Source organism: Aliihoeflea sp. PC F10.4 (genome assembly GCF_054612275.1).
Genome location: NZ_JBTSWH010000001.1, coordinates 1,221,660 through 1,245,870 on the forward strand (window position 1 = coordinate 1,221,660; position 24,211 = coordinate 1,245,870).

The 24,211-nt window shown below is 59.1% G+C and carries 21 protein-coding genes and 1 pseudogene; 7 read left to right on the forward strand and 15 right to left on the reverse strand.

The window, feature by feature from the left end:
* The first annotated feature begins 93 nt into the window (after positions 1-93).
* Entirely contained in the window at positions 94-342 is a 249-nt protein-coding gene (locus ACX82Z_RS06055; RefSeq protein WP_459587232.1) for a ParB N-terminal domain-containing protein, read from the forward strand.
* 3 nt (positions 343-345) lie between these two features.
* Here the strand turns inward: ACX82Z_RS06055 and ACX82Z_RS06060 are convergent, their stop codons facing one another.
* The 3 genes from ACX82Z_RS06060 to ACX82Z_RS06070 all read right to left on the reverse strand — a co-directional run bounded on the left by ACX82Z_RS06060 (position 346) and on the right by ACX82Z_RS06070 (position 2,728).
* Positions 346-1,266 (reverse strand): DMT family transporter, encoded by a 921-nt coding sequence (locus ACX82Z_RS06060; RefSeq protein ID WP_459587233.1) that lies wholly within the window; start codon positions 1,264-1,266, stop codon positions 346-348.
* Positions 1,267-1,519: 253 nt separating this feature from the next.
* Positions 1,520-1,939, reverse strand: a complete 420-nt coding sequence (locus ACX82Z_RS06065; RefSeq protein WP_459587234.1) for a hypothetical protein — start codon at positions 1,937-1,939, stop codon at positions 1,520-1,522.
* 330 nt (positions 1,940-2,269) lie between these two features.
* On the reverse strand, positions 2,270-2,728 hold the full coding sequence (locus ACX82Z_RS06070; RefSeq protein ID WP_459587236.1) for a very short patch repair endonuclease: 459 nt from the start codon (positions 2,726-2,728) through the stop codon (positions 2,270-2,272).
* Between the two features lie 43 nt (positions 2,729-2,771).
* On the opposite strand from ACX82Z_RS06070, the gene ACX82Z_RS06075 reads away from it, so the two are divergent.
* Positions 2,772-4,991, forward strand: coding sequence for an ATP-binding protein (locus tag ACX82Z_RS06075; protein ID WP_459587239.1), 2,220 nt, complete (start codon positions 2,772-2,774; stop codon positions 4,989-4,991).
* On the opposite strand, the gene ACX82Z_RS06080 is transcribed toward ACX82Z_RS06075, so the two are convergent.
* Positions 4,895-5,917, reverse strand: coding sequence for a DNA cytosine methyltransferase (locus ACX82Z_RS06080; protein WP_459587241.1), 1,023 nt, complete (start codon positions 5,915-5,917; stop codon positions 4,895-4,897). The genes ACX82Z_RS06075 and ACX82Z_RS06080 overlap by 97 nt on opposite strands.
* Here ACX82Z_RS06080 and ACX82Z_RS06085 point away from each other — a divergent pair.
* The gene (locus ACX82Z_RS06085; RefSeq protein ID WP_459587242.1) at positions 5,916-6,089 is read left to right on the forward strand and encodes a hypothetical protein; all 174 of its coding nucleotides are present in this window, start codon (positions 5,916-5,918) and stop codon (positions 6,087-6,089) included. The two genes, ACX82Z_RS06080 and ACX82Z_RS06085, sit on opposite strands and share 2 nt — an antisense overlap.
* A 114-nt stretch (positions 6,090-6,203) precedes the next feature.
* Here ACX82Z_RS06085 and ACX82Z_RS06090 read toward each other — a convergent pair whose 3' ends face one another.
* The 4 genes from ACX82Z_RS06090 to ACX82Z_RS06105 form a co-directional block, all read right to left on the reverse strand.
* A complete protein-coding gene (locus ACX82Z_RS06090; RefSeq protein WP_459587244.1) occupies positions 6,204-6,374 on the reverse strand; it encodes a hypothetical protein in 171 nt (56 codons plus the stop codon).
* A gap of 267 nt (positions 6,375-6,641) precedes the next feature.
* Positions 6,642-9,374 (reverse strand): Hsp70 family protein, encoded by a 2,733-nt coding sequence (locus tag ACX82Z_RS06095; protein ID WP_459587246.1) that lies wholly within the window; start codon positions 9,372-9,374, stop codon positions 6,642-6,644.
* A 394-nt stretch (positions 9,375-9,768) separates the two neighbouring features.
* Positions 9,769-11,103 carry an SDR family oxidoreductase gene (locus ACX82Z_RS06100; protein WP_459587248.1) on the reverse strand — a complete coding sequence of 445 codons (1,335 nt, stop codon included), beginning with the start codon at positions 11,101-11,103 and terminating at the stop codon, positions 9,769-9,771.
* Between the two features lies 1 nt (position 11,104).
* Entirely contained in the window at positions 11,105-11,572 is a 468-nt protein-coding gene (locus ACX82Z_RS06105) for a DUF2269 family protein (RefSeq protein ID WP_459587249.1), read from the reverse strand.
* Positions 11,573-11,850: 278 nt separating this feature from the next.
* Here ACX82Z_RS06105 and ACX82Z_RS06110 point away from each other — a divergent pair, with 278 nt between their 5' ends.
* Positions 11,851-13,062 (forward strand): hypothetical protein, encoded by a 1,212-nt coding sequence (locus ACX82Z_RS06110; protein WP_459587251.1) that lies wholly within the window; start codon positions 11,851-11,853, stop codon positions 13,060-13,062.
* A gap of 305 nt (positions 13,063-13,367) precedes the next feature.
* On the opposite strand, the gene ACX82Z_RS06115 is transcribed toward ACX82Z_RS06110, so the two are convergent.
* The 5 genes from ACX82Z_RS06115 to ACX82Z_RS06135 form a co-directional block, all read right to left on the reverse strand.
* Positions 13,368-14,834 carry an ATP-binding protein gene (locus ACX82Z_RS06115; protein ID WP_459587252.1) on the reverse strand — a complete coding sequence of 489 codons (1,467 nt, stop codon included), beginning with the start codon at positions 14,832-14,834 and terminating at the stop codon, positions 13,368-13,370.
* A gap of 141 nt (positions 14,835-14,975) precedes the next feature.
* Positions 14,976-16,277: a hypothetical protein gene (locus tag ACX82Z_RS06120; protein WP_459587254.1), complete on the reverse strand. Its 1,302-nt coding sequence runs from the start codon at positions 16,275-16,277 to the stop codon at positions 14,976-14,978.
* A 186-nt stretch (positions 16,278-16,463) separates the two neighbouring features.
* Positions 16,464-16,790, reverse strand: coding sequence for a thiosulfate oxidation carrier complex protein SoxZ (soxZ, locus tag ACX82Z_RS06125; protein ID WP_459587255.1), 327 nt, complete (start codon positions 16,788-16,790; stop codon positions 16,464-16,466).
* Positions 16,787-17,239 carry a thiosulfate oxidation carrier protein SoxY gene (locus ACX82Z_RS06130; protein WP_459587257.1) on the reverse strand — a complete coding sequence of 151 codons (453 nt, stop codon included), beginning with the start codon at positions 17,237-17,239 and terminating at the stop codon, positions 16,787-16,789. Before ACX82Z_RS06130 ends, soxZ begins: the two co-directional genes overlap by 4 nt.
* A 13-nt stretch (positions 17,240-17,252) precedes the next feature.
* The gene (locus tag ACX82Z_RS06135) at positions 17,253-18,578 is read right to left on the reverse strand and encodes an NAD(P)/FAD-dependent oxidoreductase (RefSeq protein WP_459587259.1); all 1,326 of its coding nucleotides are present in this window, start codon (positions 18,576-18,578) and stop codon (positions 17,253-17,255) included.
* 803 nt (positions 18,579-19,381) lie between these two features.
* On the opposite strand from ACX82Z_RS06135, the gene ACX82Z_RS06140 reads away from it, so the two are divergent.
* Entirely contained in the window at positions 19,382-21,097 is a 1,716-nt protein-coding gene (locus ACX82Z_RS06140) for an AAA family ATPase (protein ID WP_459587261.1), read from the forward strand.
* A 202-nt stretch (positions 21,098-21,299) separates the two neighbouring features.
* A pseudogene (locus ACX82Z_RS06145) lies at positions 21,300-21,821 on the forward strand (alpha/beta fold hydrolase); the annotation flags it as partial.
* Between the two features lie 38 nt (positions 21,822-21,859).
* Here ACX82Z_RS06145 and ACX82Z_RS06150 read toward each other — a convergent pair.
* Positions 21,860-22,986 (reverse strand): IS3 family transposase gene (locus tag ACX82Z_RS06150; RefSeq protein WP_459587262.1). Its coding sequence is split into 2 segments (ribosomal slippage): positions 21,860-22,746 and positions 22,746-22,986, totalling 1,128 coding nucleotides; the frame shifts between segments, so codons are not numbered across the junction.
* Between the two features lie 76 nt (positions 22,987-23,062).
* Here ACX82Z_RS06150 and ACX82Z_RS06155 point away from each other — a divergent pair.
* A complete protein-coding gene (locus ACX82Z_RS06155; RefSeq protein ID WP_459587263.1) occupies positions 23,063-23,392 on the forward strand; it encodes an alpha/beta fold hydrolase in 330 nt (109 codons plus the stop codon).
* A gap of 194 nt (positions 23,393-23,586) precedes the next feature.
* Here ACX82Z_RS06155 and ACX82Z_RS06160 read toward each other — a convergent pair whose 3' ends face one another.
* Positions 23,587-24,141: a PIN domain-containing protein gene (locus ACX82Z_RS06160; protein WP_459587265.1), complete on the reverse strand. Its 555-nt coding sequence runs from the start codon at positions 24,139-24,141 to the stop codon at positions 23,587-23,589.
* Positions 24,142-24,211 lie beyond the last annotated feature (70 nt).

Below are 24,211 nucleotides of genomic sequence, written 5' to 3' on the forward strand. Positions count from 1 at the left end.
TTCTTCACGCCTTTCGATAGCATAGTCAGCGCCGGACGTTGCAATGGCAAGCGCTTGCGGCTTTTCTTCGTAGTAACGTCAGGAGAGGTACCCATGCTGCGCTCAAGGCCTGTTCCCATCGACGCTGTCTATGTGCCGACGGCTCGGCGCAAGACGCTGCATCCCGATACGGCGCGCGTGCTCGCCGAGGACATTCTGGAGAACGGGCTGAAGACGCCGATCCAGATACGCGAAGACGGCGCGCGTTATGTGCTGGTGGAGGGACTGCACCGGCTGGAGGCCATGAAGTTTCTCGGTGAAACGACGATCGAGGCCTATCTGGTGCAAGCCAAGCGGCATTAGGGCCTATGGCCTGTCGGCAGGGACGGCAGGCTCGGTCGGCGACACGCGTTTGACCCGCTCGCGCCATAGAGTGAAGAGGCCCGCGGCCATGACGATGCCAGCGCCGACGACGAGATTGAGCTTCAGCGCCTCACCGAAAATCAGAAGCCCGACGATCGAGACGAACGGGAACTGGAAATAGGCGAAAGGCTGGACGCTCGACGCGTCGGCGACTTCATAGGCCTTGATCAAAAGCCAGTTTCCGGTGATCGCAAGCAGGCAGAGCGCGGCCAGCCAGCCGGCGTCGGCGGCCGCGATAGATTGCCAATTCCAAAGCCCGAGCGGCGTGATGAGCAGCGCGCCGAAAACGCCCGTCCAGAAGAAGCTGACACTGGCCGCGTCCTTGCGGGCCACGTAGCGCGTCAAAAGACTGTAGCAGGCAAAGAGCGTCGCGCAGGCGAACGGCACGAGGGTCCATATCGTCAGGATCGATGCGCCGGGATTGATAATGACCAGTACGCCGACAAAGCCGACGACGATAGCCGACCATCTGCGCCAGCCGACCTTTTCGCCCAGAAATGGCACCGACAAAGCCGCGATGATGAGCGGATAGGCGATAAAGACAGCGTGCGTGGCGATCAGTCCGATGCTGACGAACGAAAACATGATGAGGCAGATTTCGCTGATAAGCAGGATGGCGCGCAGGGCCTGCAATTTGGGAAACGCCGTACGCGTAGCAGCTCGGAAGCCGCCGCTCGACCGCGCCGCCCACATGATCGCCAGAAGCGCGAAGAACCAGAAGCGCAGCGTGACGATGAGATAGACATTGACGCTTTCGGCCAGATGGCGCGACACGCCGTCCTGAACCGCGAAGACCGCGCAGGTCGCGATCATGTAGAGCATGCCGGCGCGTGGATCGGATGCAAGGGGCGTCGACTGGCTCAATGGGCTGTCCGGGTGGTCGGCCGTTTTGCACGGCGTAAATCTGGAAACGTTCGGGATATGGCCGCGAACGTCGAAGACGTAGAGCAATGTGCATTCCGATGAATGCCCGAATTGCTCTTGCCCGTTTTCCCGGCCGCATTTGTGCGACGTCAGACGATTCCGTCTGACTGCAAAATGCTCTAGCAGCAAAGCTGGATTTCAGCCAGAGCGAGCATTTGGTCCAGTGAAAGACCACCTCGCAGCGTAGGTTTCTTCAGTACAGCCCACGAGCGCGCAATATGTCACGCACGCGCTGCAGCGCGCGCCCCTCATCGCTATCGAGCACAACGCGAGACGTCCGCGCCAGTTCGGCGACGGTCAACCCCATTCGATTTTCGAGACTGGCATCGGCGCCGGCATCGAGGAAAGCGAGAACGATCCGCCAATTGTCGGAGGCGGCTGCCGTGATGGATGGCGTTGCACGATTGAACATCCGCTGATCGATGTCCGCTCCGGCGTCGATCAGACGCTGCACGGCACCAAGGTCGCGGCGAAGGATAGGTTCCCGGAAGGGGCGAGGTTGTGATGGTGGCGATTGGTCGGTCGCATGAGCCGGTGCGGCGAGACCAAATGGCATGACGACGAGAGCGCTGACACACAGGCTTAAAACACCGCGCCTGTTCTGAGACGTCATCAAACCAACCTTTCAGAGCCGGCAATTCGCATGCAATCTGCCCGCCTGATCGACCAGCATGATGCGCTCACCCGATATGCCAGGTGAGCGCATCGCGCTGTTATTGCCGTGATGTCCTACCCAAAGTTTCGAACTACCCCCTCCAGAAATCACTGATTCCAAACATCTTCCAGGACCTGCCTTATTTCCATACCCAAAGTTCCGTACTCCTCGAACCCAAAGTTCCGTACCTCGCAGGTTAAACGCGGCCAAGGACCTCCATATCGGCGGGTTGATCGAGGAAGGATAGGCGGGACAGCCCCACCTTGTGCGCAACGTCACACTCGGCGGTCACAGTGAAGAAGGCAATGTCTCGCCTTGCATGTAACGAGCCGACGCCGATCCTGACAAAATCGAAGACAACCGTCCGGCCAGCACGGCCGGACGCTTGGTCTCGCACTCCCAAATGATTTCGACCTTCCACCCGTCAGATCGCAAGCGAGCACTGGCCGCGGCATCTCTAGCTACGTTCCGCCTGAATTTCTCAGTCCATGCATCCGTGTTCGATTTTGGCACCCCCGAGCGCGAACACCCCTCATGCCGGTGCCAAAAGCAACCGTGGACGAATACGATCAGACGGAGTTTAGGAAAGCAAAGGTCCGGTCGCCCTGGCAAGTCGGCGCGATGTAGCCTGAAACGATAGCCAAGCGCGTGAGCCGCTCGCCGGACGACGAGTTCCGGAGTTGTATCGCGTTGCCTTACGGCTGCCATGTTGGCTGAACGCTGCAACGGGGTAAGATGGTCCGCCATTTCGCGAGATGATTCCTGTCCGCGATCGCTTTTGGGGGGCTTTATGGACAAAAATCAGGCGAAGAATTCCGTCGTCGAATCTGTATCGAGCGGGTCGTCTCGTCCGACCGAAATGACGATGCAGTTCATGAGCAGTACGCTCAGGACGCTCGGGGCAGACATGTACAGTAACTTGGGCAAGGTCCTCGTCGAATTCGTGGCGAATGCCTACGATGCCGACGCGTCGAAAGTCGACATCAAGATTGATTTTGATGAAATAGGGAGAGAACGCGAACGACTCAAAGCCGAGTACAAAGCGCGGCTCAGGGAAGTAGGACCCGGACCGGACGACGAAGACGCCTCCGATCTTGTGGCTAGCTTCGATATTATGCACCAGACGATGCGGTCCGATGTTACGATCGTGATCGAAGATGACGGCCATGGGATGACGTGGAGCGAGGTCCAGGACAATTTCCTACCCGTAAACCGCCAGCGACGCATGGACAGAAATCGCGTTGAAAGGAACTTGCGCACGAAAAGCGGCAAGCGAATGGTGATGGGTCGTAAGGGCGTAGGGAAACTCGCCGGCTTCGGCGCGGCACTCACCGCGGTCGTTGAAACTTCTGTCGCGGGTGAGCCGGAAGCGACGCGGATCACGATCGACATCCGCGAGGTCAACGAAACAACCGCGATCAGCGCTTTGCCGCTGCCCGTGGAGTACCTTACCAAAGAGACGACAAAGTCGGGCACGATCATCACTTTGAGCAACCTTCGGGCCGACGCGCTCAAGGAAACGAAGGAGAAGATCGAGAGCACGATAGCGCAGCGTTTTTTCGGCATCAAAGCGGACGACTTCGCGATTTCGATCAACGGCGAGCCGCTCGAACCTTACCGGCCGGACTACGTTTTCATTCATCCTCGCAGTCTTTCGCAGGCACAGATCGACACTGGCGAGATGGCGGCTGCAACGTTTGACGTGCAGGACGTTGGGACGTTCGACTTCCAGTACTACGTTGGCTTTCGAAACAGATCGCTCAAAGGTTCCGAGCGCGGAGCGCGCATCTACTGCAACAAGCGTTTGGCAGCCGGCCCCAGCCTGTTCGGCCTCAAGACCGGCATGCACAACTTCTACGGCAGCGACTATATGGAATGCATGGTCGAGGCCGACATCCTTGATCGCGGCGGCGTAGATCTCATCGCAACCGACCGCGGAGACTTGAAAGAGGGCAACGAGATCGTCGACAGCTTCCTCGACGCCGTCCGCCGTGTCATGGAGGACGCCATCAAGGACCACGGGAAATGGCGGGATGAAAAAGCCGTTCAGGATTTGCAAAGCGATCCGGTGGCCAAACTGATAAGCAAGCAAATCGAAATCCTGCCCAAGAAAACCCGAGAGCCATCGCGAAAGCTGCTGCAGATATTCGCCAGGGATTACGACGTCTCCAGCGACGAGTTCAAGGAACTCGCACCCGCGCTGATCCAGTCGATCAACTCGAGCGAAATCCTGATCAAGCTATCGTCCGCAGGGGTTCATTTGAAGACGATACAGGAACTAGCGGGGCAATTGCGGGAGGTGGCAGAGATTGAGCGATGGGATTCGTTGAAGCTTTACCGAGCGCGAAAAAACGGCATCCTTAAGCTTCAGTCGTTGCTTGAAAAATCCCGCGATGACTGGAAGAAGAGACAGTACGAGAAGGATTTCCACGATCTGTTAAAAGAAAATCCTTGGCTGATCCGACCGGAGTTCTCGCATTTCGTGACCAGTGACATGCGGATGTCGAAGGTGGTATCGCAGATCGCAAGGGACCTGAAGGTGGACGAGTACGCGCCGGTCATGGACGGCGACAAGGAAGATATCAAACGCCCCGACCTCGTCTTCCTTGCGTCGGAACCATCTTTGGACGGACCGTTCATAATCAAGATCGTCGAACTTAAAAGCCCGACAATTCCGCTGCGGCTAGAGCACTGGCGACAATTGGAAGACTATGTCTTGACCACCGAGGATTGGTGCAAGACCAATCTGCCTCATCGTGTCAACGTACAGGGGCTGTTGATCGGTGAACTCCCGGATGCGGAGACGTCCGTTCGCGAAGAAATAAACCTGATCGGAAAATATGCGGAACAGCAGCCCCGTGAACGCATCCGCATCGTCGGAATGACGGAACTGCTGAAGGATGCGAGAACTGCTCACATGGCTGCGATTGACGCGATCGAAAAGGAACTCGGTGACGATGATGCGGAGACCGCAGACTCTTTGACGTTGTCGTTGCCGGCTCCAGCATAATCCGAGAAGACGCTCATCAGGGACGCGCCCACGGCGGCGGCAAGCGGAACCGGAACGCCGTTTCCGATCTGGCGAGCGACCGGGTAGGGCGAACCTATGAAGTTCCAGTGGTCTGGGACACCCTGCAAGCGAGCGCCCTCGCGCAGGGAGATCACCCGGTTTTCGAAAGGATGCAGGTATCGGCCTTTTGAAGGGTTCTGGAAGGTGCATCGTACCGTGTTGGATGGTTGATGCGGATCCATGCGTCCCCAAACGTCTGTAGCTTGGCATCCGACTCTAGCCCATGACGGTGGGCAAAGCTCCGGAGCTTTTAGAAGGATGTCCCGCTTGTCACCGCCTGGCGGCACCAGGTTGATCCGCTCGGCCGCGATGCCTTTCGGGGTCGGCCAAACATGAAGTGGATCGTTTGCCAGCAACGGTCGATCGGAATTCAGTATCGCGTCCGCGACCGTCATCCGCGAATCCGAGGGTGGAGGGCGCTCTGGCAGGCCGATAATGGAGGCTATCGTGAATGCCCTGCGGCGCAGTTGCGGTGTTCCAAAATCGGCCGCTTCAAGTTCCCAGGTCGTGACAGCGTATCCGCGGTCCGCCAATCGCTGGCGAAGGGAATGGAAATGAAAAGAACGCAGAAACTGAGGGACGTTCTCGATCACCACCATCTTCGGCTGGACGTCGTCGATCCATCGGACGATCGATAGCGACAGCTCGTTTCTCGTGTCGGTCGGATCGCGGCGACCCAACGTGCTGAAACCTTGGCAGGGTGGACCCGCGACGATGACGTCTGCGGGCAGTCTGTACTTAATCTCATCGACTGAGCCGGTATCGACGCAGTCTGAGACGTTCGCGCGATAAGTAGCGGCCGCGTCTCTCGAAAGTTCAACCGCCTGCACGGGAACGAAACCCGAACGTTGGAAGCCGGCGCTCATGAGACCGGCACCGCTGAACAGATCGATGAATGTAGGTCGACGGCATGGCTGCATTGGCGGCGGCATCAAGAGTTCCGTACATGATCGTAACGCCATCGTTGCCGAGCAGGCTTTCAACAACGATGCGATGACGGGACATTGGTTGGAAAACCTGTCAATCGCGTTAACCTGACGGTCACCATTCGTTAAGACTTGCCGACACTTAAGGCCTCAACGCTCGTTAATGCGCAGCCAAAGTACTGAGATAGGAAGGGCTCGATGCGACCTGAGCGCTCGGGACTGCCTGTTAGCGCTCGTGGACGAAGGGTATCCATAGTTTGACTGCGGCGATGGCGACGAAGCCGAGATAGGATTCCTTGGATTTGTCATGAGGGATCGGGGCGCGTCTGTTGCTCTTCGCCGGTATGACCGCCTCGACGTTGGCGTCGGCGATCTCTTCGCGAATGGCATTGGGCATGGAGCTTGGAGGTGAATGGAGCTTGGAGGTGAAACATGTCAATTCTCGTATCGCTTGACAGCATTCGCGGGAACCGACCCCGCCAACGCGGAAAGCGCCAAACAGGCTACGGGCAACGACCGCTTCACACCCGTTTTGGACGAAACTTCAGTGGATCAGCGATCAGTTCGCTTGCGACTCCATTGTCACCGTTGGGAGTGCATTCGTCGCAACCGCAAACATGCCGTTCGTTGAGCTCCCACCGGGCGGGAGAGCAGGGCCGTCCTCTCAGTCGCGGGATCTCCCAACAACGATCTCCACATCTTCGAGGTAGTCCCGCTTCTGATCGACCTGCCGCAGCGCGCCCACATACTCCCAAGCTTCCCTTAAGTCGCCTTGCGCCTTTAGAATGAACTCGGCTCGCAACTGAACGGCCTTGAACGAGAAGTCTATTCCTTTTGCTCCGTCGTATTCAAACAGATCCAGATCTGTCTGCTCTGATTGATCCAAGCCCCAGAAATACAGCGGCGCCAAACAAAGACCGACGTTCTTCTCGGGATGCACAAGCATGGGGTCAGCCTCCGAGAAGGCATGAACCCCTTCGTATTCGGAGACATGAACGAACGGTTGCCCCTGCCCCCTCAGCGATCGAAACCTGCCCGTAAACCGGCCGCTGGCGAATCTCTTCGCAGTCACCCCTTCGAAGATGCCGAACTCTGCCTCGCCCAAGGACCGCGCAACGCTGTTGGCAAGGACGCTGAGAAAGGTCACGTAGTCTATGTTGGCCAGCTTTCCGTGTTTGCTGACCGCCAACTCTGACACCCAAGCGTCGATTTGTTCCAACGTTCCTGGCCCGATCAGGTCACTAAAACCCGCAGAGAAAATTAGATCGCTCCGCGCGCCCCGTAAGCAGTTTTTCAGCAGGGCCCAAAGTGGCCCGGCCGATCGATGGGCCATTCCCTTAAAAAATGCTTGGCCCGAACTGATGGTGGAACGCTCGCAATATGCGACATACGCGGCGAACGTTAGAAGTGCTTCGGCAGCCTCTCTGCCGCGTTCAACTCGGCGATGACTATCGGTTTCTGAAATGTATCGCGCCAGCGGAGCCGAAGTGGGGTAGGGCAGATCCTGCAGAAGGTCAGCCAATTCTCGCCACTCGCGGCTTCTCGCCCTCTGCTCGATGAATTGGACGTCATCGCTTCGAATGAAGGAGCAGGACGACGTGCTCGTGCCAAAGTCCAAGCCTAAATAAGTCTCGCCATTCTCCTCCTCTGCCGCGAAGGTCATGTCCATGAAGAAAGGCTTGCCAGCGACCACGGTACCCTCGTTAAGGTTGTCCCGTCCATAAGCGAACTTTGGCTCGGCCGTGCCGTCCTCTCGAACGGTGAGCTCGACCTCGATGCTTTGTTGGAATTTCGCGCCAAGTGGGGTGAATATTCTGGTACTCGCCACATTATGAAGAGCGTCAAGATCTTCGGGATCGAAGGAGGAGCGCAGAAAGAAATATTCAATGGAACGCTTGGGTGCGGCCGAAAGTCGAACTTTCCAGGCAAGGGCTTGATTGGTAAGCCCTCTGAGGCTGCTGGCCGCCGGCAGAAGAACGCCTTCGTCCGTGTCTTCATGGCTTGACCGCGAGGCTTTCGCCGTTCGGATCGGCCTGAACTTTTTGATCTCGAGCTGTCCCCCGTCGGCGCGAAGCGCTAGGCAAAGGCGATTATAGGTAACCGCCCGAAAATCGCCGCGACCTCCGGTGTAAAAGCGACGAGCGCATTCGGTTGCCAAGCCCTTGGCTACGATCTCCTGAAAATTTTCGTTGAGTTCCAATACTTGTGCGTCCTGTAGCGGAAGCTTGAGGTCGCGTTCGAGCAAAGGCTTGAGCCACCGCAAGTTCGAAGAGCCGCCTGATAGCAGTACGACCGAAATAGTCTGACCCCGTAAATCTGCCTTGGCGCGTTCTAAAGTCTGGCTGATAGTTTGTCGGAGTTTGGGTATCCAGACCTGCTTTTCGAAAATCTCGCGCAGCTTTGCAGCATTCAGTCGAACGCCCGCCATCGTTGACGATGCCGACATCGGATCTGACGGCACGTCAATCGGGTAGGACACCGCACCGGAGAGATCAGCGTCGAGATTCCAGTTGGCGATGGCGTTGCACACAGAGACTTTGGCACGTTCAACGTCTTGCAGAAGCCGCTTCATGTGCCGGAATAGGGCTTGCCTAGACTCCGAGAGAGTAGCGACGAACTCCTCGCCTTGATTCTTGTGGTCATAGAAGTCGTTGAGTGCCTTCCGCACCGCCGACTTGTCCTGCCGCTTGTCAAGAACGGCGAATAGGGCGTCCTCCGCGATTAACCTGTTGATGTAAAAACCACCGATGTGAATAGACTTAGCTCCCAGCGGTCTGGAGTTGACGCCGGACTGGCTGATATCGCCTTGCTTTGTTGTTTCTATGACCGACACGTCGAACGTCCCGCCGCCGAAATCCAGGACCAAGGCTATTTGCTTGCGCTGTTCGGCGACCACGGGGTGGCGCAACCCGTAGCGGTAGTATTGGAAAACGGCAAATGGCTCCGGTAGGAAGTCTACCTCGACGAAGCGCGACGGAAGCAGTCGCCGAATGGATTTCCGATAGTTCGCAAGCCACGCTTCGGTCGCTTGATCGCCGCCAAGGGAAAGCGGTTCCGCGATGAGAATGCGCGTGGGTTTCGTGAGCCCGTTAACGTCCAGCCAACCATCAACTTTTCGGAGCGTCTCGTCGAAGAAATCCTTCGCAAGGCCGACTGGGGTTCGGCGAGGTGTATTGCCCGCAACGTTTGATCGTCGCTCCAGAGCGTCCGGATCCGTGGAGCCCAAGGCCACCTTAAATTCTTCAATCAGGTATTCCGGTCCGGGGCAGCGGTCCTTCGCTTCCTTACCGGCGAATGCCTTTTTACCCTCGTAGTATAGAGCAGTGGGAATGATGTGGCTCTCATCAACTCTCGCCAGTTTAACTGATGAAATGAAGGGTATCTTTTTCAAGGACATTCACCCGCCTATGTTTTGGAGAAGCATATGCTTATCAAGCATTTTTCTGCAAGCTTCGGTGGTCGCGAGCAGCGGCTGTATCAAACGCCAGCGCCAACTTGCCATAAAATTTGGACGTTTTGGTTGTGCCGCGTGACCCGTTGAAGTTCGGCACGCAGCGGCTCGACGTGCCAGAGAGTCGGCCAGCAATGCCGCGGAGCGAACGTCGGATCGTGGCAGCGCGTTACCGAAGCGGCGAACCGGCTGGCGGAACGGGTCACGGGACCTCAAGGTCTCAAATTTTCGGTAGCGTCAGCTGTTTCGTACCCAGATCAGCGGGGCAGCGGGAAATGCATTTTTGATGCCTCGATAACAGCTGGTCGGAGCAACTGATCTCTTGGCTATGTTCGCTGGTTTATCGCTCGTCCATGATGGCAAGCGCGACGAGCATCAGAACGATGGCCGGCCCGGTCTTGACCAGCGAACCGAGCGGGTCCAGCCACAGTGACGGCGTGATGATAGCGGCGCTCGCCATATAGGCGACCGACAGGCAAATGCCTGCGACAAGGCCGACGCGACTGGTGCGCCGGACCGCGATCGCTACACCGATGGCGATGTCGGCAAGGCTGCTGGCTACCGTGATCGCCTGCGCCATGAACAGCGGAACCCCATGTGCGGTAAGGATCGCCGAAGCGGCGTCGAAGGCGACCGTCAGAGGAATGAGTCCCGAAACCGCCCAGAACAGGACGAGCACGCCGAGGATCAGCGGCTTTAGCAGATAGAGCCGCGCGAACCATTTTTCCTGCACGGTCGCGGGCAGGCGTGAAAGCGTGGATTTGAGCGAGGCGGGTTCGATGCCGGTGGCCGTAATCCATGGCTGTGGATCGCCCGTTACCCCGCGCCGCAGTTCGGCAAGGGCGGTGCTGCGGATGGGTGGAGACCATCCGAGTCGCGCGACCAGATCGCCCGCCTTCGCGCCGAGCCCCATCAGCCATGACGACAGACGGAGTCGCCTTGCGGGACCGTCGAGGTGTCGCCGAAATTCCGCGATGACACCCTCGACTGTCGATGGCTCGCGCTCCACGACGTCCCACACGGCATTCCAACGATGCTCGCCGTCAGCCCAGCGCCGCGCGACGATGGCGATCGTGGCCGTGATATCCGCGACGTCCGTGGCGGCGAAGGGGCGCTGGGCCTCCTGTGCTGCCAGTTCGAAGGGAAGTGCGGCGAGCGCCCGGACCAACGCGCTGCCGCCATAGGCAGCGGGCGCGACGACGAAGCCGGGACGCAGGATGACGAACGCTACGGAGCCATCTTGGATGACGCGCTCGGCTTCCCGTTTCGTGGTGCTGAATGCGGTGCGGTCGTCTTCCTGATTGCCGGGTACAGATAGATGAACGAGCAGGCACGGCTTCTCGGCCGACGCCATCGCTTCGACCAACCTGGCGGCGAAACCGGCATGCGCGTCCTGAGCAGTCCCGCGCCGCGCGCTGTCCTGAAGGACGCCGATGCAGTTCACCACGATGTCGGCCTCCATCTCCGCAAGCAAATGCTGCAGCGCTTGATTGTCGAGGCCAACGATCGGGCGCTGTACGGCTGCATCTGCGAATGCCGTCATTTGTGCTGTCGCGAAATTGCGAGCGACCGGAACGACACGAAAGCCGTCCTGCAGAAGCTGCATCGTGACAGCCTGGCCGATGAGGCCGGAGGCACCGAGGACGGCGATGGTCGGAAGGGGCTTGTTCGTCATCTCAAAAAGTCGGCTTCGCGATCATCAGCCACACGATCGCCATCACCGATCCGAATCCAGGAAAGCCGAAAACGAACCATGTCCGGAACAGGCGATGGTAGCGTTGCGGCAAGGGTGCGCCTGCGGCCGCCGCTTCGAGCGCGAGATCGCGCATGCGCGCCTGTATCCACACCACCGGAAGCCAGAACATACCGGCCACCTCATAAAGGATGAGCGAGGCGACCATCCAGCCCTCGGTGAACGGAAGGCCCGTCGTTTGCATCAGCAGGTAGCCGGTCACGGGTTGAACGGCCACGGCGGTGGCCGTGAAGAGCTTGTCGGCCTGAACCACGACCGAGCTCGTTCTCCCAATGAAGTCAGCGTCACGGGAAAAATGTGCCATCAGCATGAAGAACGCGATCCCGGTGCCAGTCCCGAGAATGACGATGGCACCGAGAACGTGCAGATATTTGAGCAGGAGATATGACAAGGCGGACCGTGGCCGTGGATCGATGGCCTCATCGTCACCGCATCTTGCTAAGGGCAGGTAAACTGTGGGCCGGTACCGGGAATTCCGTAGCGCTGAACGACGAGCACCATCCCCTCCCAGTCGACCACGAAATCGATCCGGCCGGTGCGTGCCAACCGGCGACAGCGGCGAAGCGCGATAACCCATAGATCTCGTATAAACTCCAGATTCACTTTCTAGCTGCGAGTGTGTCGCCTCCAACAAGGGGAGTGGGAATGTCGAGACAGCACGCAGTACCAATGGTTCTCGACCGCGACGGGCAAACAGCGACGACGTTATCGCAGTTGAGCCTGGCAGCATCGCAGGACGGCGTCTCCGAGGCTCAGATACAAGATCTGGTGCACAAGTATCCGGGGTCGCTTCCGATCGACGAAGTCGATCCATCGTTCAAGAATCCGGTCGCCGTGTGCCGCGAACTCATGACGCCCGCCGGCCCGATCGACAATCTATTCATCACGCCGTCGGGTTTGCCGATCCTCGTCGAGTGCAAGCTCTGGCGGAACCCGGAAGGACGTCGCGAGGTCGTGGGGCAAATCATCGACTACGCGAAGGAACTGAGCCGCTGGACCTGTTCGGACCTTCAGCGCGAGGTCAGTCGTCGGCTTGGGCGGCCGGGCAACGCGATGCTCGAGCTGGTGCGCGAGGTCGACCCGTCCGTCGATGAGATGGCGTTCAATGATGCGATCAGCTTGAACCTTCGTCGTGGCCGCTTTCTGCTGCTCATCGTCGGCGACGGCATCCGCGAAGGTGTCGAAACGATCGCCGAATACCTGCAACGACATGCCGGCCTGCACTTCAGCATGGGCCTCGTCGAGATGCCGATCTTCAACCTTCCTGACGGTGGTTTGCTCGTGACGCCGCGTGTTCTCGCCAGGACGGCATCGATCACCAGGAACGTGATCGCAGTGCCGGAGGGACATGCAGTGATTGAAGATGGAGAGAGCGCGGCCAGCGCAGATAGCGAAGTCGATCCCGACGCCCAGGCAGCAAGTGACGAACGTCTCGCGTTCTGGATGGAGTTCCTGCCGTACCTGAAGATCGACGATCCAGAGCAACCGAGGCCAAAGGCAGGAAGGCTTCCTAATATCAGCGTGATGATGCCCGCACCGAACGGCAGCAGTTGGTTGACGGCCTACAGGGCGAGGGACGCCAATGCGCTCGGCGTCTACTTGTCGGCATCGAAAAACAGCGCGGGGGAGTTCGCTATGGCAGCGGTTTCCGACGCTTGGGGCGACATCAAGAACGAGCTCGGCGGCACTGCCGAACTGATCGACCGCAATGGCCGCCTGACGGTCGCGGATCGTCGCGTATTTCCTTCCCTCAACGATCCAAACGTCAGGCGTGAGGCCTTCATCTGGCTCGCCGAACGGGTCAACGCGTTCATCAACGTGGTACGGCCGCGCATCCGCTCGGCCGTGATCGACTACGACGAACAAGGACGGCTGGACTGAAGTCCGCGGCAACATCGATCGAACATCAGAACGACAGCCCCCAACTCAAATCGCGCCATTGTGGAATCGTTCGCGTGTCCGCCTCTTCGGACTAGCGCCAACACGCCTTGCAGTCCGCCCTTGCGGTCTACTCGACATGCCATCGATTCCCACTAGAAGTGACTGACATTCGTCCCGCCCTTATAGGTTCTCGTCCGTCACCGTTGGGCAGGCTGCTGGGAAGGTCGCTGTGCCGGGAATCCGCCCGCCGTGAATCTTGCAGCTGAAGCTGGTGCCATGTCCGCCCTTGCATCGACGGAGAAGCGCTAAAATGCTTCGGCGACGTTAGCCCCGGCCGGAGCCTCCCCGGCCGCCACCGCGGGTTCGGTGACCGCCGGGAAGGCTAAATCTTCAAGCCCAATCACATGGACCGAGGCGTCGGTCTCAGCGAGCTTAGTCACCTCGGGTTTGCAGCCGTTGCGGCTGAAAAGGAGATATTGTTTGCCCTTCGCGCCCTTGCCGTAGTCGGTAGCATCCGCTCGTTCCTGCAATTTCTGGACCATGCCCATGTCGATCTTTGACGAGCGCCACTTGCATTCACCGAAGAAGAACGTGTCTTCGAGAAGACGACCAGCGACATCGATGTCGAAGTTGGCATGTCCCCATATGCCGCCGACCTCCTGGGCCGGGCTGCCCAACACTTCGACGAGGTGGAAGCTTGCATAATCGCTGCATATGGCCTCGAACGCACCGCCCATATAGTCGGAGAAGCGCCGGGCGATATATTGGTCGTACGTCTCCGGGCCGTACCCGCCGTTGATTGCCGTAAGGTTGGGCCGCACGAACCTGTGCCAGAAACCCATGAGTCGGTCGTTGAGAATTACACGCTTGTTGCGCGACTTCTCAGCGGCATCCAGGGAGCGCACGCTCCGTGTAAGGTGAAGCCGCTCGAGTCTGTCGAGGTATTGCCCAACGCCGGTCGTCTGCATCTTAAGGCGTGACGCGATGTCTCCGGCTGAATGTAGGCCTTCCGAGATTGCGGCGATGATGCTCGCGTAGACGCCTGGTTCGCGAAGTTCACTTTGCAAGATCGCGTTGGGTTCATCGATTAATGCCCCGGTTTCTGTTAGGAGCAGGTTGATGACGTTCTCTCTCAGGCTGGCGTTGCCGTCGCAAAGGGTCAGATAATGGGGTACGCCTCCGAAAACAGCGTAAGTTTCAACCAACTGTTCGGCCGAGTAGTCGGGAAAGAAGCCGCGGATGTCGCGCAGGGGAAGTTGCTTAACTTCCATCCGCATGGTGGCGCGGCCGTGCAGCGGGTTCTTCTCCGCCAGGAGTTCTTCCATTTGTGCGACTGCCGAACCACAAAGCACGAGTTTTAGGTTGCCATGTCGCCCCGCCCCCGAGTCCCAGAACCGCTGGATGACGGATGGCAATGCGGGATCTTGATCTACCAGATAGGGGAACTCGTCGATAGTAACGACCATGCCAGGGCTTTCTTTGGCAGCGCCTGCCATGAAGTGAAAGATTCCCTCCCAACTATCGATCGAAGCCAGTATATGCGAAGTGCCGACAAGTCGGCCGATTTCGCGCTTGAACTGCTCCATATTTAGGACTGACGAGACCCGGGTCGCCTGGAAGTATATTTCGGCGCGCCCACTTGCAGCTTGGCGCAGCAGCCTCGACTTGCCGATACGGCGACGTCCGAATGCGATGACCAGCGATGCCGATGGCTTGCTGTACTCGCGTTCGAGTTGCTCGAGTTCTCTTTTCCTACCCACGAACGAGGCCATACCGGCATCCTTTATAATCAGGATTATTATAATCGAGATTATAAAGAGTGCAATATCCCGCTGCGGTGTGAGCCATCGGGAAAAGTTGTAAAGTGGCGGTAGCATGCGCCGACGTAGGCACAGGCTGCGTTGAGACGTACACTAATCGAACAAAACCAGGTCGTCGTTATCAGCGAATCGACCCGACACGACGAGTTCCTCCTCCCCAACTGTGATAACGGCATGCTGCCGGAGACCAGGCGCAAGGCGCGAAACGGTCGCGTCGCTTCCGTCAAAACGTACGAAGATGTCGCCCGAATGATAATGGTACATGTTGCTCAGTTCGACTTGGTGCCCGTCGTCGATCACAAGGACGTTTCGGGAGGCTTCGCTACCGATCGTTGCCAGCTTCAACCTCAAACCGAATGCCCGCTTAGGAGATAACCACGCCACATACGATGCTGAGGCATGCGACTTAACGTAGACATGCTGGCTCGATCGACCGTCGGCATCGGTGACGACTGCGGCCTGGACGAGGGAAATCATTCCAACCAGACCGGACTGATTGTCGGAGAGGTAAGTAGAAGCGACGTCGTTCGCATCCGACCAAGACAGGTTTCCCGGTACCCGAACGACGATGCCATGCATCCGGCCATCTTTCGTCATCGCATACTTTTCCGCGTTCGCGATCGCGCCTTTGAACTTATCCTTGAAGTTCGCGATCTCGTTGCGATGATATGGACTCAGGACGAATACCTCATGGGAAAGGTTGCTTCGGCTGAGTGGACCGTTTGGTGACCAAACCGGTCCTACTACCAAGTCCCATTCGCTTCCGACCGCGAACGATGAGCGTACGAGAGGTTGTTCCCTTAGTTTCTCGGTGATCGCCAAGCGTAGCGCGTCCCAAGCCTTTTCGTCGGGGCAGCCTTCTGCGGCCACCCGGACATTCACCGCGTAGCATTTGTAACGAATAGCGAGCTTCCGAATATACTGTTCGAGATCCGAAGCCTTCTTCCGAAAAATACGCTCGTGCTGGGAACTTCCCCAGCTTTTCAGAGACAGTAAGAGTTCTGCTCCATCGTCGTACTTTATGCGCAAGTCGTAGCCAGGTAGGTTCGCCGACGTCGGTTCCACCTTACCGTGTTGGGCGACCATTCCCCCGATAACGAGGAGTTCAAAAAGCAAGCCTCTCTGGTTGTTGCTGTCCTGCTTTTTGATCTTGCTCGCAAACGTCGCGGCAAGCCCGGGCTTCTTCTTCTCGGCCTCCTTTAAGATATAGCCCAGATTGACAAGTTCGTTGGTCGCTCCAGCGTCCTGCCGCTTCCATAATTTTTGAATCCGATGATCGCCTACGGCGGCCAGCCAAGCCGCATCGAAGGCGAGCTCGACGGCGCAAATGCATCCATCAATCTCGGCCGTGAGTATATGATTCAGATGTGCGGCCTGACGATGCTCCAGTCTCATCTCGTCGAAACACAGCCCATTATTTTCTCTTCTCGATACTGCGGGCCGCGGTCACCCTTCGCCATTGGTGTAGTCTCCATTGGCAACAAGCGAAGGACGAAGTCCGCCCACTCCTTGCGATTTCATACCATCAATTTAGGACCGCGCAACGAACGAGCCGGCAGTTGCCCGACAGCATTAGTGACGTCATGTGACCTCGATTTCCTGCTCTGCCGACCATTCTTCGCCGTCCTCATCCTCCCAGCGGAATACGAGCTTTCCGCTTTGCGAGGCGACGAACTTGAATTCGATATAGGGATTCGGCGAGACGGCCGTGTCCAGCTTCCAGGAGATGATCGGCTCGCCGTTCAGCGTACAGTCGAACTCATGGATGACGTTGCGCGGCCGTGGTTTGCCGCCGCCCTCGATGCCGATACCCGTTTCCATGCGATGGATCGCCATGGCGCGGACGGTGACGACCTCTCCATCGGCCGGGGTGTCGTTCGACACCCAGATGCGGGGCGGACGGCTCATGTAGGCTCCTCGATGATCATGCCGCAGCCACCACCGACAACGGTGACAGCCCTGGAGTTGGAGACAATCGAGCCATCGCTCATGCGGGCATAGACTTTCACATCCTGCGTTTCGGCAAGCCTGATACGCGTCGAGACCTCCGGCACTGCATGGGTGGAAAAGACGAACCGGCAGACAGCCGGGCGCGGATTGTTCGGCGCGACGAGGAGGATTTCCTCGCACCGCAGATCGTCGGGCGCATTGACCGAGACGGTAATCGGAACAGCCCCCGGGTTGTCGGCGAGGGTCGGCATGTCGATCCTCAGCCAATCGACGGCCTGCGTGTCGGCGCTCGACAGATCGGCCAGCAGGTCCTGCAACTGTTCGCGGGCCAGTGCGGAGCCAGCGAGGGCGGCCGCACCGATTGCGCCGAACAGTGTCAGCGCCTGCCGCCTCGAAAACATGATCATGAGCGTTCTCCAATCACGCCGGTCGTGCCAGAAAATCCGCATACATGCCCTGCGCCCATTTGAAGTCTTCCTCCAAAAGGTCCGTACCGCGAATGTCGATGTCGATCTGGGTCTGATGGACGGTGCCGTCATCGAGCAATTCGTACTCGAACTCCACCGAGATGGCCTCGCGCGGGTCACCGTTGACCAGCATGTAGCAGAGATTGTCCGGCAGGAGTGTCTTCACCTCCTCATCGGCGATGCGCTGCGCGATGTAGGTCGCGACGATGCGACCCATATAGTTCGCGACATGGCCGCTCTTCGGATAATGACCGAACTGTTGCGAGATCGCGCCCATCGCATCGCCGATCACGTAAACGTCCTCGTCGTCGCGCGCATGCAGCATCGTTGGATGGATATCGGCCCAGCCGGTCGGCTTGCCTTCGCCATTTTTGGCGATCAGATCGGCATACCAGACCATGTCGGCCGCTTGATGCGGCGGCATCAGGACGGCATCGTCGAACTCGAAATCGCCCGCCTCGGTGCTGATCGTCTTGTTGAACGGATCGACTTCCTTGACCCCGGCATTCGGGACATGGGTGATGATGTCGGGATAAAGCTCCTCGAACGCTGCCGTGAAGCCGCCATTGATCGGCATCACACGCGGCTTTGGATCGAGGATCAGTATCTTCGCCGGAATGTTGTTGGTCTTGAAGTGCCACGCCATGACGCAGGCGCGCTCATAGGGCGAAGGCGGGCAGCGATGCGGCGGCGGCGGCAAGGTCATCACCATCGTGCCACCCTCGAAATTGTGGATCTTCTGTTTCAACGCGATGTGCTCGGCGTTCGGCACATAGGCGGATGGAAACGCCTGCCGGGTATGTGCGATCGCCTTGTGGTCGTTGCCGTACCACGCCTCATAGGCGTTGCGGATGCCGCCCGCGAGGATCAGGTAATCGTAATCGATGCTGCCGTTCGATGTGCGCACGCGCTTGGCGTTTCGCTCGATCGCCGTAACCTCGGTCTGGATCAGGTCGTAGCCATACTTTTCCGCAGGCTTGAGCATGTCATGCAGCAGATAGTCGGTATCGACGATGTCGATCAGCCATTTGTTGCTGATCGGGCAGGACCAGAACACCGGGTTGCGTTCGAGGACGATCACCTCGGCGTCCGGCACCTTTTCGCGCAGATAGCGTGCCGCCGTCAGCCCGCCCCAGCCGCCGCCCGCGATGACGATGCGCGGAGCCGAGCCCTTCTGGCGCAGCATCGTCTCGCCGGTCACTATGTTCGGTTGCGCCATCGCGGCGGTGGATAGTCCGGCAAACGCCCCGGACGCCAGAAACGTACGACGGTTGATCATCTTTTTCCTCCCCAAGAAAATATGGCGAGCACGTTCGGTACCGCAGCCTGCACTGCGGCGGAGTCACGCGATCGAGTATGAAAACGGCAGACAGCGACCGACGACACGTGTCATCGCTTCAAGGCTTTGAGCTTGCGCCCCGGCACGCGGGAGCACGGTGATTGCCATGCCTCTTAAGCAACCGATTTCTACCAATAAGTCAAATGGCGAAAAATCATACCGAAGTCAGGAACGGCGCTTGTGCATATAGGGGCGACAGGCTGGGCCCTTGGGATCAAAAATCCTCTGCGGCATGCGGGCGCTTTCGCGCAGCGACGGGAAGATGCGCCGGATCTCCGGAACCACGTCACCGTTAACCATGGGCCATCCTTGTTCAGCCGGACCGGTTGACCAAAACGTTCGTTCATGATTTGTTCTATCGCTCAAGCGGAGCCTGTATGTCGATGTTCATTCCGACGACCGCCCGGAATACGGGTCTCATAATAATACGTCTCTAACGCGCCCTCACGCGCGGTTCGAACATTTCGTTTGCGAACCCGGCTAGTTTCAAGCCGCCCTCAGAGACAGAGATCATGAAAAAATCACGGAAAGTCATCGCGAAGATGTCGTCTTCGCTCCCGAGGGCTATTGCCTACTGCGGCGTCGCGCGGACGCTGCGGACCCAACATCGTTTCAACCGTTTCGGATCCGCGTTGATCGTTCTGCGCTTGCCGCAGGACGCGACAGCGGCGTACTATAAGTCAGCGACGGAGACCTACGTCGACAAGACTCGGCACCATAAGTATCTTGCAACGGGTCCGTACGTGACGGTCATCGGTCCCGGCAAACTCGACGGCTGGCCTAAGGACATTGCCGAATGGTTCGAACAGCCGACGCGCATCGTCGCGATCTGCCATTCCACGGAAGAAATTCCATTCCAGATTAGGCTTGCCGCGGACGCGGTGCTGGACCTTCCGACGCCTACGGTACGCGACGTCGTTGGGGCCTGGAAGATGGGCCAGCGAGGCCTGCTTTCCGAACTCGAAGCCACGCAGCTTCGCGAAGTTTCGTTCCCGATCCTCGACGCGGCGGCCCGCGCCGGTCGATCCGCGGCGGAAGTCGTCAGCAGGGTCATCGAAGCTGCCGAAGACCTTTCGAACGCCGACCAGGCTGGGACGGGGAAGGGCGGCCGCTCCCGCAGTCCGACCCTCGACGACCTCGTCGGGATGGGCGAAGCCGACGAGTGGGGCCGTGAGCTCGCTCAGGACCTGCGCGACTGGAAAAACGGAACGATCCCATGGTCCGCAGTCGACCGCGGCATCTTGCTTTCGGGTCCTCCAGGCTGCGGAAAAACAACCTTCGCGAAGGGCCTTGCGAACACCTGCGGCGTCGAGCTCGTAACGGGATCGTTGGCCCAGTGGCAAGCCGCCGGCTACCTCAACGCGCTTCTGAAAGCGATGCGTACGGCGTTCGACGAAGCGAAGAAGAACGCTCCTGCCATCCTGTTCATCGATGAAGTCGACTCTTTCGGAAACCGCGCCGCGTTCGACAATCATAACGCTCAGTACTGCACCGAGGTAGTCGCCGGTTTGCTCGAATGTCTCGACGGCGTTGAAGGCAGGGAGGGGGTCGTCGTCGTCGGGGCGGCGAACTTCCCCGAGCGCCTCGATCCAGCGATCACCAGGGCCGGGCGGCTTGACAGGCACGTAAAGGTCTCGCTCCCCGACCGAGCGGCGCGACGTGAGATCCTTTACCGCCTGCTCGACCACGGCATCGACGCCGCCGCGCTCGACGAAGTCGCTGCCAGGCTTCCCGGACGTTCGGGAGCCGATCTCGAAAAACTCGCGCGCGACGCGAAACGGCGGGCGCGGAGACGCGGCGCGCCCCCTTCGATCGCGGACGTCGAAGCATCGATGCCGCCTCGGGAGGCGATGCCTTCGGAGTACCGCCAGCGGATCGCGTTGCACGAAGCCGGCCACGCCGTCGTCGGGCGGGAACTCGGATATGGGAAGATCGACCAAGTCGTCGTTCCGGTTTATTTCGACGCGGACATCCAAAGCGACGGCCGCGTCGAGTTTCACTTCGACCAGAAAGAATGCCGTACCCTCTCAAGGGTGGAGACCGAAATCAAAACGCTTCTGGCCGGTGCCGCCGCGGAGGCGCTCGTGCTTGGAGGCCATTCGGCCGGAGTAGGGGGGCAAAAGGGTTCCGACCTTCATCAGGCCACGGCGCTCGCCGTCGCCGCGCATAGGTCTTGGGGTCTGGGCGGGCGGCTGACGTTTATGGAGAACGCATCGCCGAACACGGGTGGACTGGCGTATGACCAAGCGGCGCGTCTATGGGTTTCGGAACTGCTTGAGCGATGCTTCGAAGCGGCGGGCGCGATCCTCGCGAAACGCCGCCGCCAACTGGACCGAATCGCCGGCGAACTCGTCGAGAAGGGGAGCCTTAGCGGCGGGGAAATCGACGCCATCCTTAAGCGCGAGGCTGCCGATCGGCGGGTCCGCCCGAGGCGGCGACCGGTGAAAGTCGCGGCATAGCGTTTTTCCGGGCGGCACGAACGCCGCCCGGCCATACATCTTACGGCCACATCCCATCAAGGCCGCGCGATAGTTTGAGAGGGCATCGTACCATGGCCATCGACCTCTTCCGCGGCCAGACATCCAAACGAGGCTCTCGGTAATTCGCGCCGAAACCGTTCTCGCGCGCGAACGTTGCGTGAGCGGCACTTGGGATAAAGGCATGTTCGAAGGATTCAAACTTGAATGGATAGAGCTTCCGGAAGCGACGCTCCGGATCAGGATTGGCGGCGGAGGAGAGCCTCTTCTGCTGCTGCATGGTCACCCACGCACACATGCGACCTGGCATCGAGTTGCTCCCATCCTCGCCGAGCAATACACCGTTGTTTGCCCGGACCTGCGCGGCTTCGGCCAGTCCACAAAGCCCGCCGACACACCCGATCACTCCGGCTCATCGAAGCGAGCCAAGGCGAGAGACTGCGTCGCGCTCATGCATCAACTCGGCTTCGATCGCTTCGGCCTCGTGGGGCACGACAGAGGAGCCTATACGGCCTTTCGAACCGCGATGGATCACCCGGCGTCGGTCAGTCGCCTCGCGATCCTCGACGCGATCCCGATCGTGGACGCGCTCGAACGGTGCGACGCCCGCTTCGCCTCTGCATGGTGGCACTGGTTCTTCTTCGCTCAAGCCGAGAAACCCGAGCGGGCGATCCTGGCTGATCCGGACGCGTGGTACGGAGGCAGTCTGGACTTGTAACGGTTTTGTGCCGGTCACCTATTTCACTAAGCCACCTTGGCTTCGAACGCGAGCGGGCTGATGCCGCCCAGATATGAATGGCGTCTGCGGGTGTTGTAGAACCCGTTGATGTATTGGAAGATGGCGGCTTCAGCCTGGCGCCGCGTTGGCCAGTTCTGCCGCCAGATCAGCTCTGCCTTCAGCGATTTGAAGAATGTCTCGACAGCGGAATTGTCGTAGCAGTTTCCTTTGCCGCTCATCGATGGTCGCAAGCCATAGGCCTGCAGCTTCTTCTGATAATCATACGAGCAATATTGGCTGCCGCGATCGGAATGGAAAAAGCAGCCTAGCGGCGGATTGCGCAGCCGCACCGCCATGTCCAGCGCCCGGATCGCCAGATCCTTCTTCATCCGATCACTGACCGCCCAGCCCACAACGCGGCGGCTGTGCAGATCGAGGATGACGGCAAGGTAGAGCCAGCCTTCCTGCGTCCACACATAGGTAATGTCGCCAGCCCATTTACGGTTGGGTTTATCGGCGACGAAATCGCCATCGAGCCAGTTCGCGGCGACACCCAGGCGATGATGGCTGTCGGTCGTGACCTTGTGCTTGCGGGTGCGAACCGGCTTGATGGCGTTGATCCGCATCAACCGTCCTACCCGGCGCTCGCCGACATCGAGGCCAGCCTCCTTTAGTTCCATCGTCATGCGAGGGCGGCCATAGCTGCCCAAGCTCAGGCTGTACTGCTCGCGGATATGCGCCAGCACCTTCATATCCGTTCGTTCCCGCCGGCTGATCGGGCGCGAGCGCCAAGACCGATAGCCGCGCTCGCTGATCTGCAGGACACGGCACATCAATTCCACGGGCCAACGGTGCCGCCAGCTGTGCACGAAAGCGAACCTCACGGCTTTTGGCTCGCGAAGAACTGCGTGGCCTTTTTTAGCACTTCCCTCTCCTCCCGCAGCACGCGGTTCTCCAGGCGAAGCCGTTCATTCTCCCGCGCCAGATCAGCCTGCGGCGCGGCCACCAATTCTCCCGGCCGATATCGTGCAATCCATTTGCCGAGCGTCGATTTGCCGATCCCTAAATCCGCTGCGACCCGTTCGCGCGACAACCCGCTGGTCAGCGCAATCCGCACCGCCTCCTGCTTGAACTCTTCTGAATGCTTCATCATCTCGACGGTCTCCTCTTGCGAGCTTAAATCGCTCAGGTGACCGGCACAAAACCGTTACAAGTCCAGTCTGGAGGCAATGGGAGCGGAAGCTTACGCTGACTTTCATGCCGCCATCCACGATCCGGCAACGGTTCATGGCATGATCGAGGACTATCGGGCGGGATTAGGCATTGATCGCCGACATGACGAGGATGATCGCTTGGCTGGCCGCAAGCTCACTTGCCCACTCCTTGTGCTCTGGTCAGCTCGCGACGATCTGGAGTATCTCCACGGCGATATCCTTGGCATCTGGCGCGGGTGGGCGTCTAACGTCAGCGGCCGAAGCATCGACTGCGGCCACCACATGGCCGAAGAAGTACCCGAAGAATTGACCGCCGAGCTGGCCGCGTTCTTCCGAACGTCTTAGGGTGGATCAGTTCTCCACACGAAGTACCTTCAGATCAGCCGGATTGCTTCCCCATTCATCGGCGATCGTGTTGCGAACTCTGTTTCCGGCACCGGACCGTTCGCGACCCATGCCGCATCTCGACGGCAACGGCCGCAGTCTTCCGCCTCTCGCGGATGCGCGGTCGCATTGGTTGCACATGGATTAGGGGGCGTTCAAATTTCGTCCATCGCGACGTCTTGCCTCGACGGGAGACTACCATACCCGACGAGTCCCATAGCGATCGTCGACGACGTCCATACGTCAGTGAGTGGATTGTAGATTCCGGGCATCGGAAAATGCTGGTCTATCAGCTTGAAATGCTTATCATTGAGCGTGGCCACGGGAGCGTTGGTTACGATGGATTGCGCGGCGATGAGGACATCCATACCCAACCCGGGCCTTCGACGTCTGGCTTGTGGTTGCCATAGGTCTCGAAGCGGCATGCACGTCGTCATTCGTGCGTACAGTCTCGCCGTTTCGACGTCAATTTCAGGCCAGGCGATGTCGGTTCCCAGGAGGCCATTGAGCCAATCTCGCAATCGGCCGGCCTTTTCAGGACTGCTCGACTCGATCCAGGCGATGCCGCGCTCGAGCTCTACCATCGCGCCGAACGGTAGCACGACGCCTTCGACGTCGTCGGAGAGCAGCCAGTTGCGAAGCGCCGGTGGCGGACGAGGGAGCGAGAACTGGCTCACCACGTTGGTGTCCAGCAGGAAGATGCTACCCATGTGGCCGGTCCGGAACTTGCAACGCCACGCATACGCCTTCCCTGAAGACATTGGCGAAACACACGGTGCC

What these genes read in the sequence shown, in the direction of transcription:
- ACX82Z_RS06085 (WP_459587242.1), top strand. Translation starts at nt 5,916, where the DNA reads ATGAGACCGGCACCGCTGAACAGATCGATGAATGTAGGTCGACGGCAT.
- soxZ (WP_459587255.1), bottom strand. Translation starts at nt 16,790, where the DNA reads ATGAGCCGTCCGCCCCGCATCTGGGTGTCGAACGACACCCCGGCCGAT.
- ACX82Z_RS06090 (WP_459587244.1), bottom strand. Translation starts at nt 6,374, where the DNA reads ATGCCCAATGCCATTCGCGAAGAGATCGCCGACGCCAACGTCGAGGCG.
- ACX82Z_RS06100 (WP_459587248.1), bottom strand. Translation starts at nt 11,103, where the DNA reads ATGACGAACAAGCCCCTTCCGACCATCGCCGTCCTCGGTGCCTCCGGC.
- ACX82Z_RS06080 (WP_459587241.1), bottom strand. Translation starts at nt 5,917, where the DNA reads ATGAGCGCCGGCTTCCAACGTTCGGGTTTCGTTCCCGTGCAGGCGGTT.
- ACX82Z_RS06135 (WP_459587259.1), bottom strand. Translation starts at nt 18,578, where the DNA reads ATGATCAACCGTCGTACGTTTCTGGCGTCCGGGGCGTTTGCCGGACTA.
- ACX82Z_RS06065 (WP_459587234.1), bottom strand. Translation starts at nt 1,939, where the DNA reads ATGACGTCTCAGAACAGGCGCGGTGTTTTAAGCCTGTGTGTCAGCGCT.
- ACX82Z_RS06095 (WP_459587246.1), bottom strand. Translation starts at nt 9,374, where the DNA reads ATGTCCTTGAAAAAGATACCCTTCATTTCATCAGTTAAACTGGCGAGA.
- ACX82Z_RS06120 (WP_459587254.1), bottom strand. Translation starts at nt 16,277, where the DNA reads ATGAGACTGGAGCATCGTCAGGCCGCACATCTGAATCATATACTCACG.
- ACX82Z_RS06115 (WP_459587252.1), bottom strand. Translation starts at nt 14,834, where the DNA reads ATGGCCTCGTTCGTGGGTAGGAAAAGAGAACTCGAGCAACTCGAACGC.
- ACX82Z_RS06110 (WP_459587251.1), top strand. Translation starts at nt 11,851, where the DNA reads ATGGTTCTCGACCGCGACGGGCAAACAGCGACGACGTTATCGCAGTTG.
- ACX82Z_RS06055 (WP_459587232.1), top strand. Translation starts at nt 94, where the DNA reads ATGCTGCGCTCAAGGCCTGTTCCCATCGACGCTGTCTATGTGCCGACG.
- ACX82Z_RS06130 (WP_459587257.1), bottom strand. Translation starts at nt 17,239, where the DNA reads ATGATCATGTTTTCGAGGCGGCAGGCGCTGACACTGTTCGGCGCAATC.
- ACX82Z_RS06155 (WP_459587263.1), top strand. Translation starts at nt 23,063, where the DNA reads ATGGGAGCGGAAGCTTACGCTGACTTTCATGCCGCCATCCACGATCCG.
- ACX82Z_RS06160 (WP_459587265.1), bottom strand. Translation starts at nt 24,141, where the DNA reads ATGGGTAGCATCTTCCTGCTGGACACCAACGTGGTGAGCCAGTTCTCG.
- ACX82Z_RS06070 (WP_459587236.1), bottom strand. Translation starts at nt 2,728, where the DNA reads ATGGCGGACCATCTTACCCCGTTGCAGCGTTCAGCCAACATGGCAGCC.
- ACX82Z_RS06075 (WP_459587239.1), top strand. Translation starts at nt 2,772, where the DNA reads ATGGACAAAAATCAGGCGAAGAATTCCGTCGTCGAATCTGTATCGAGC.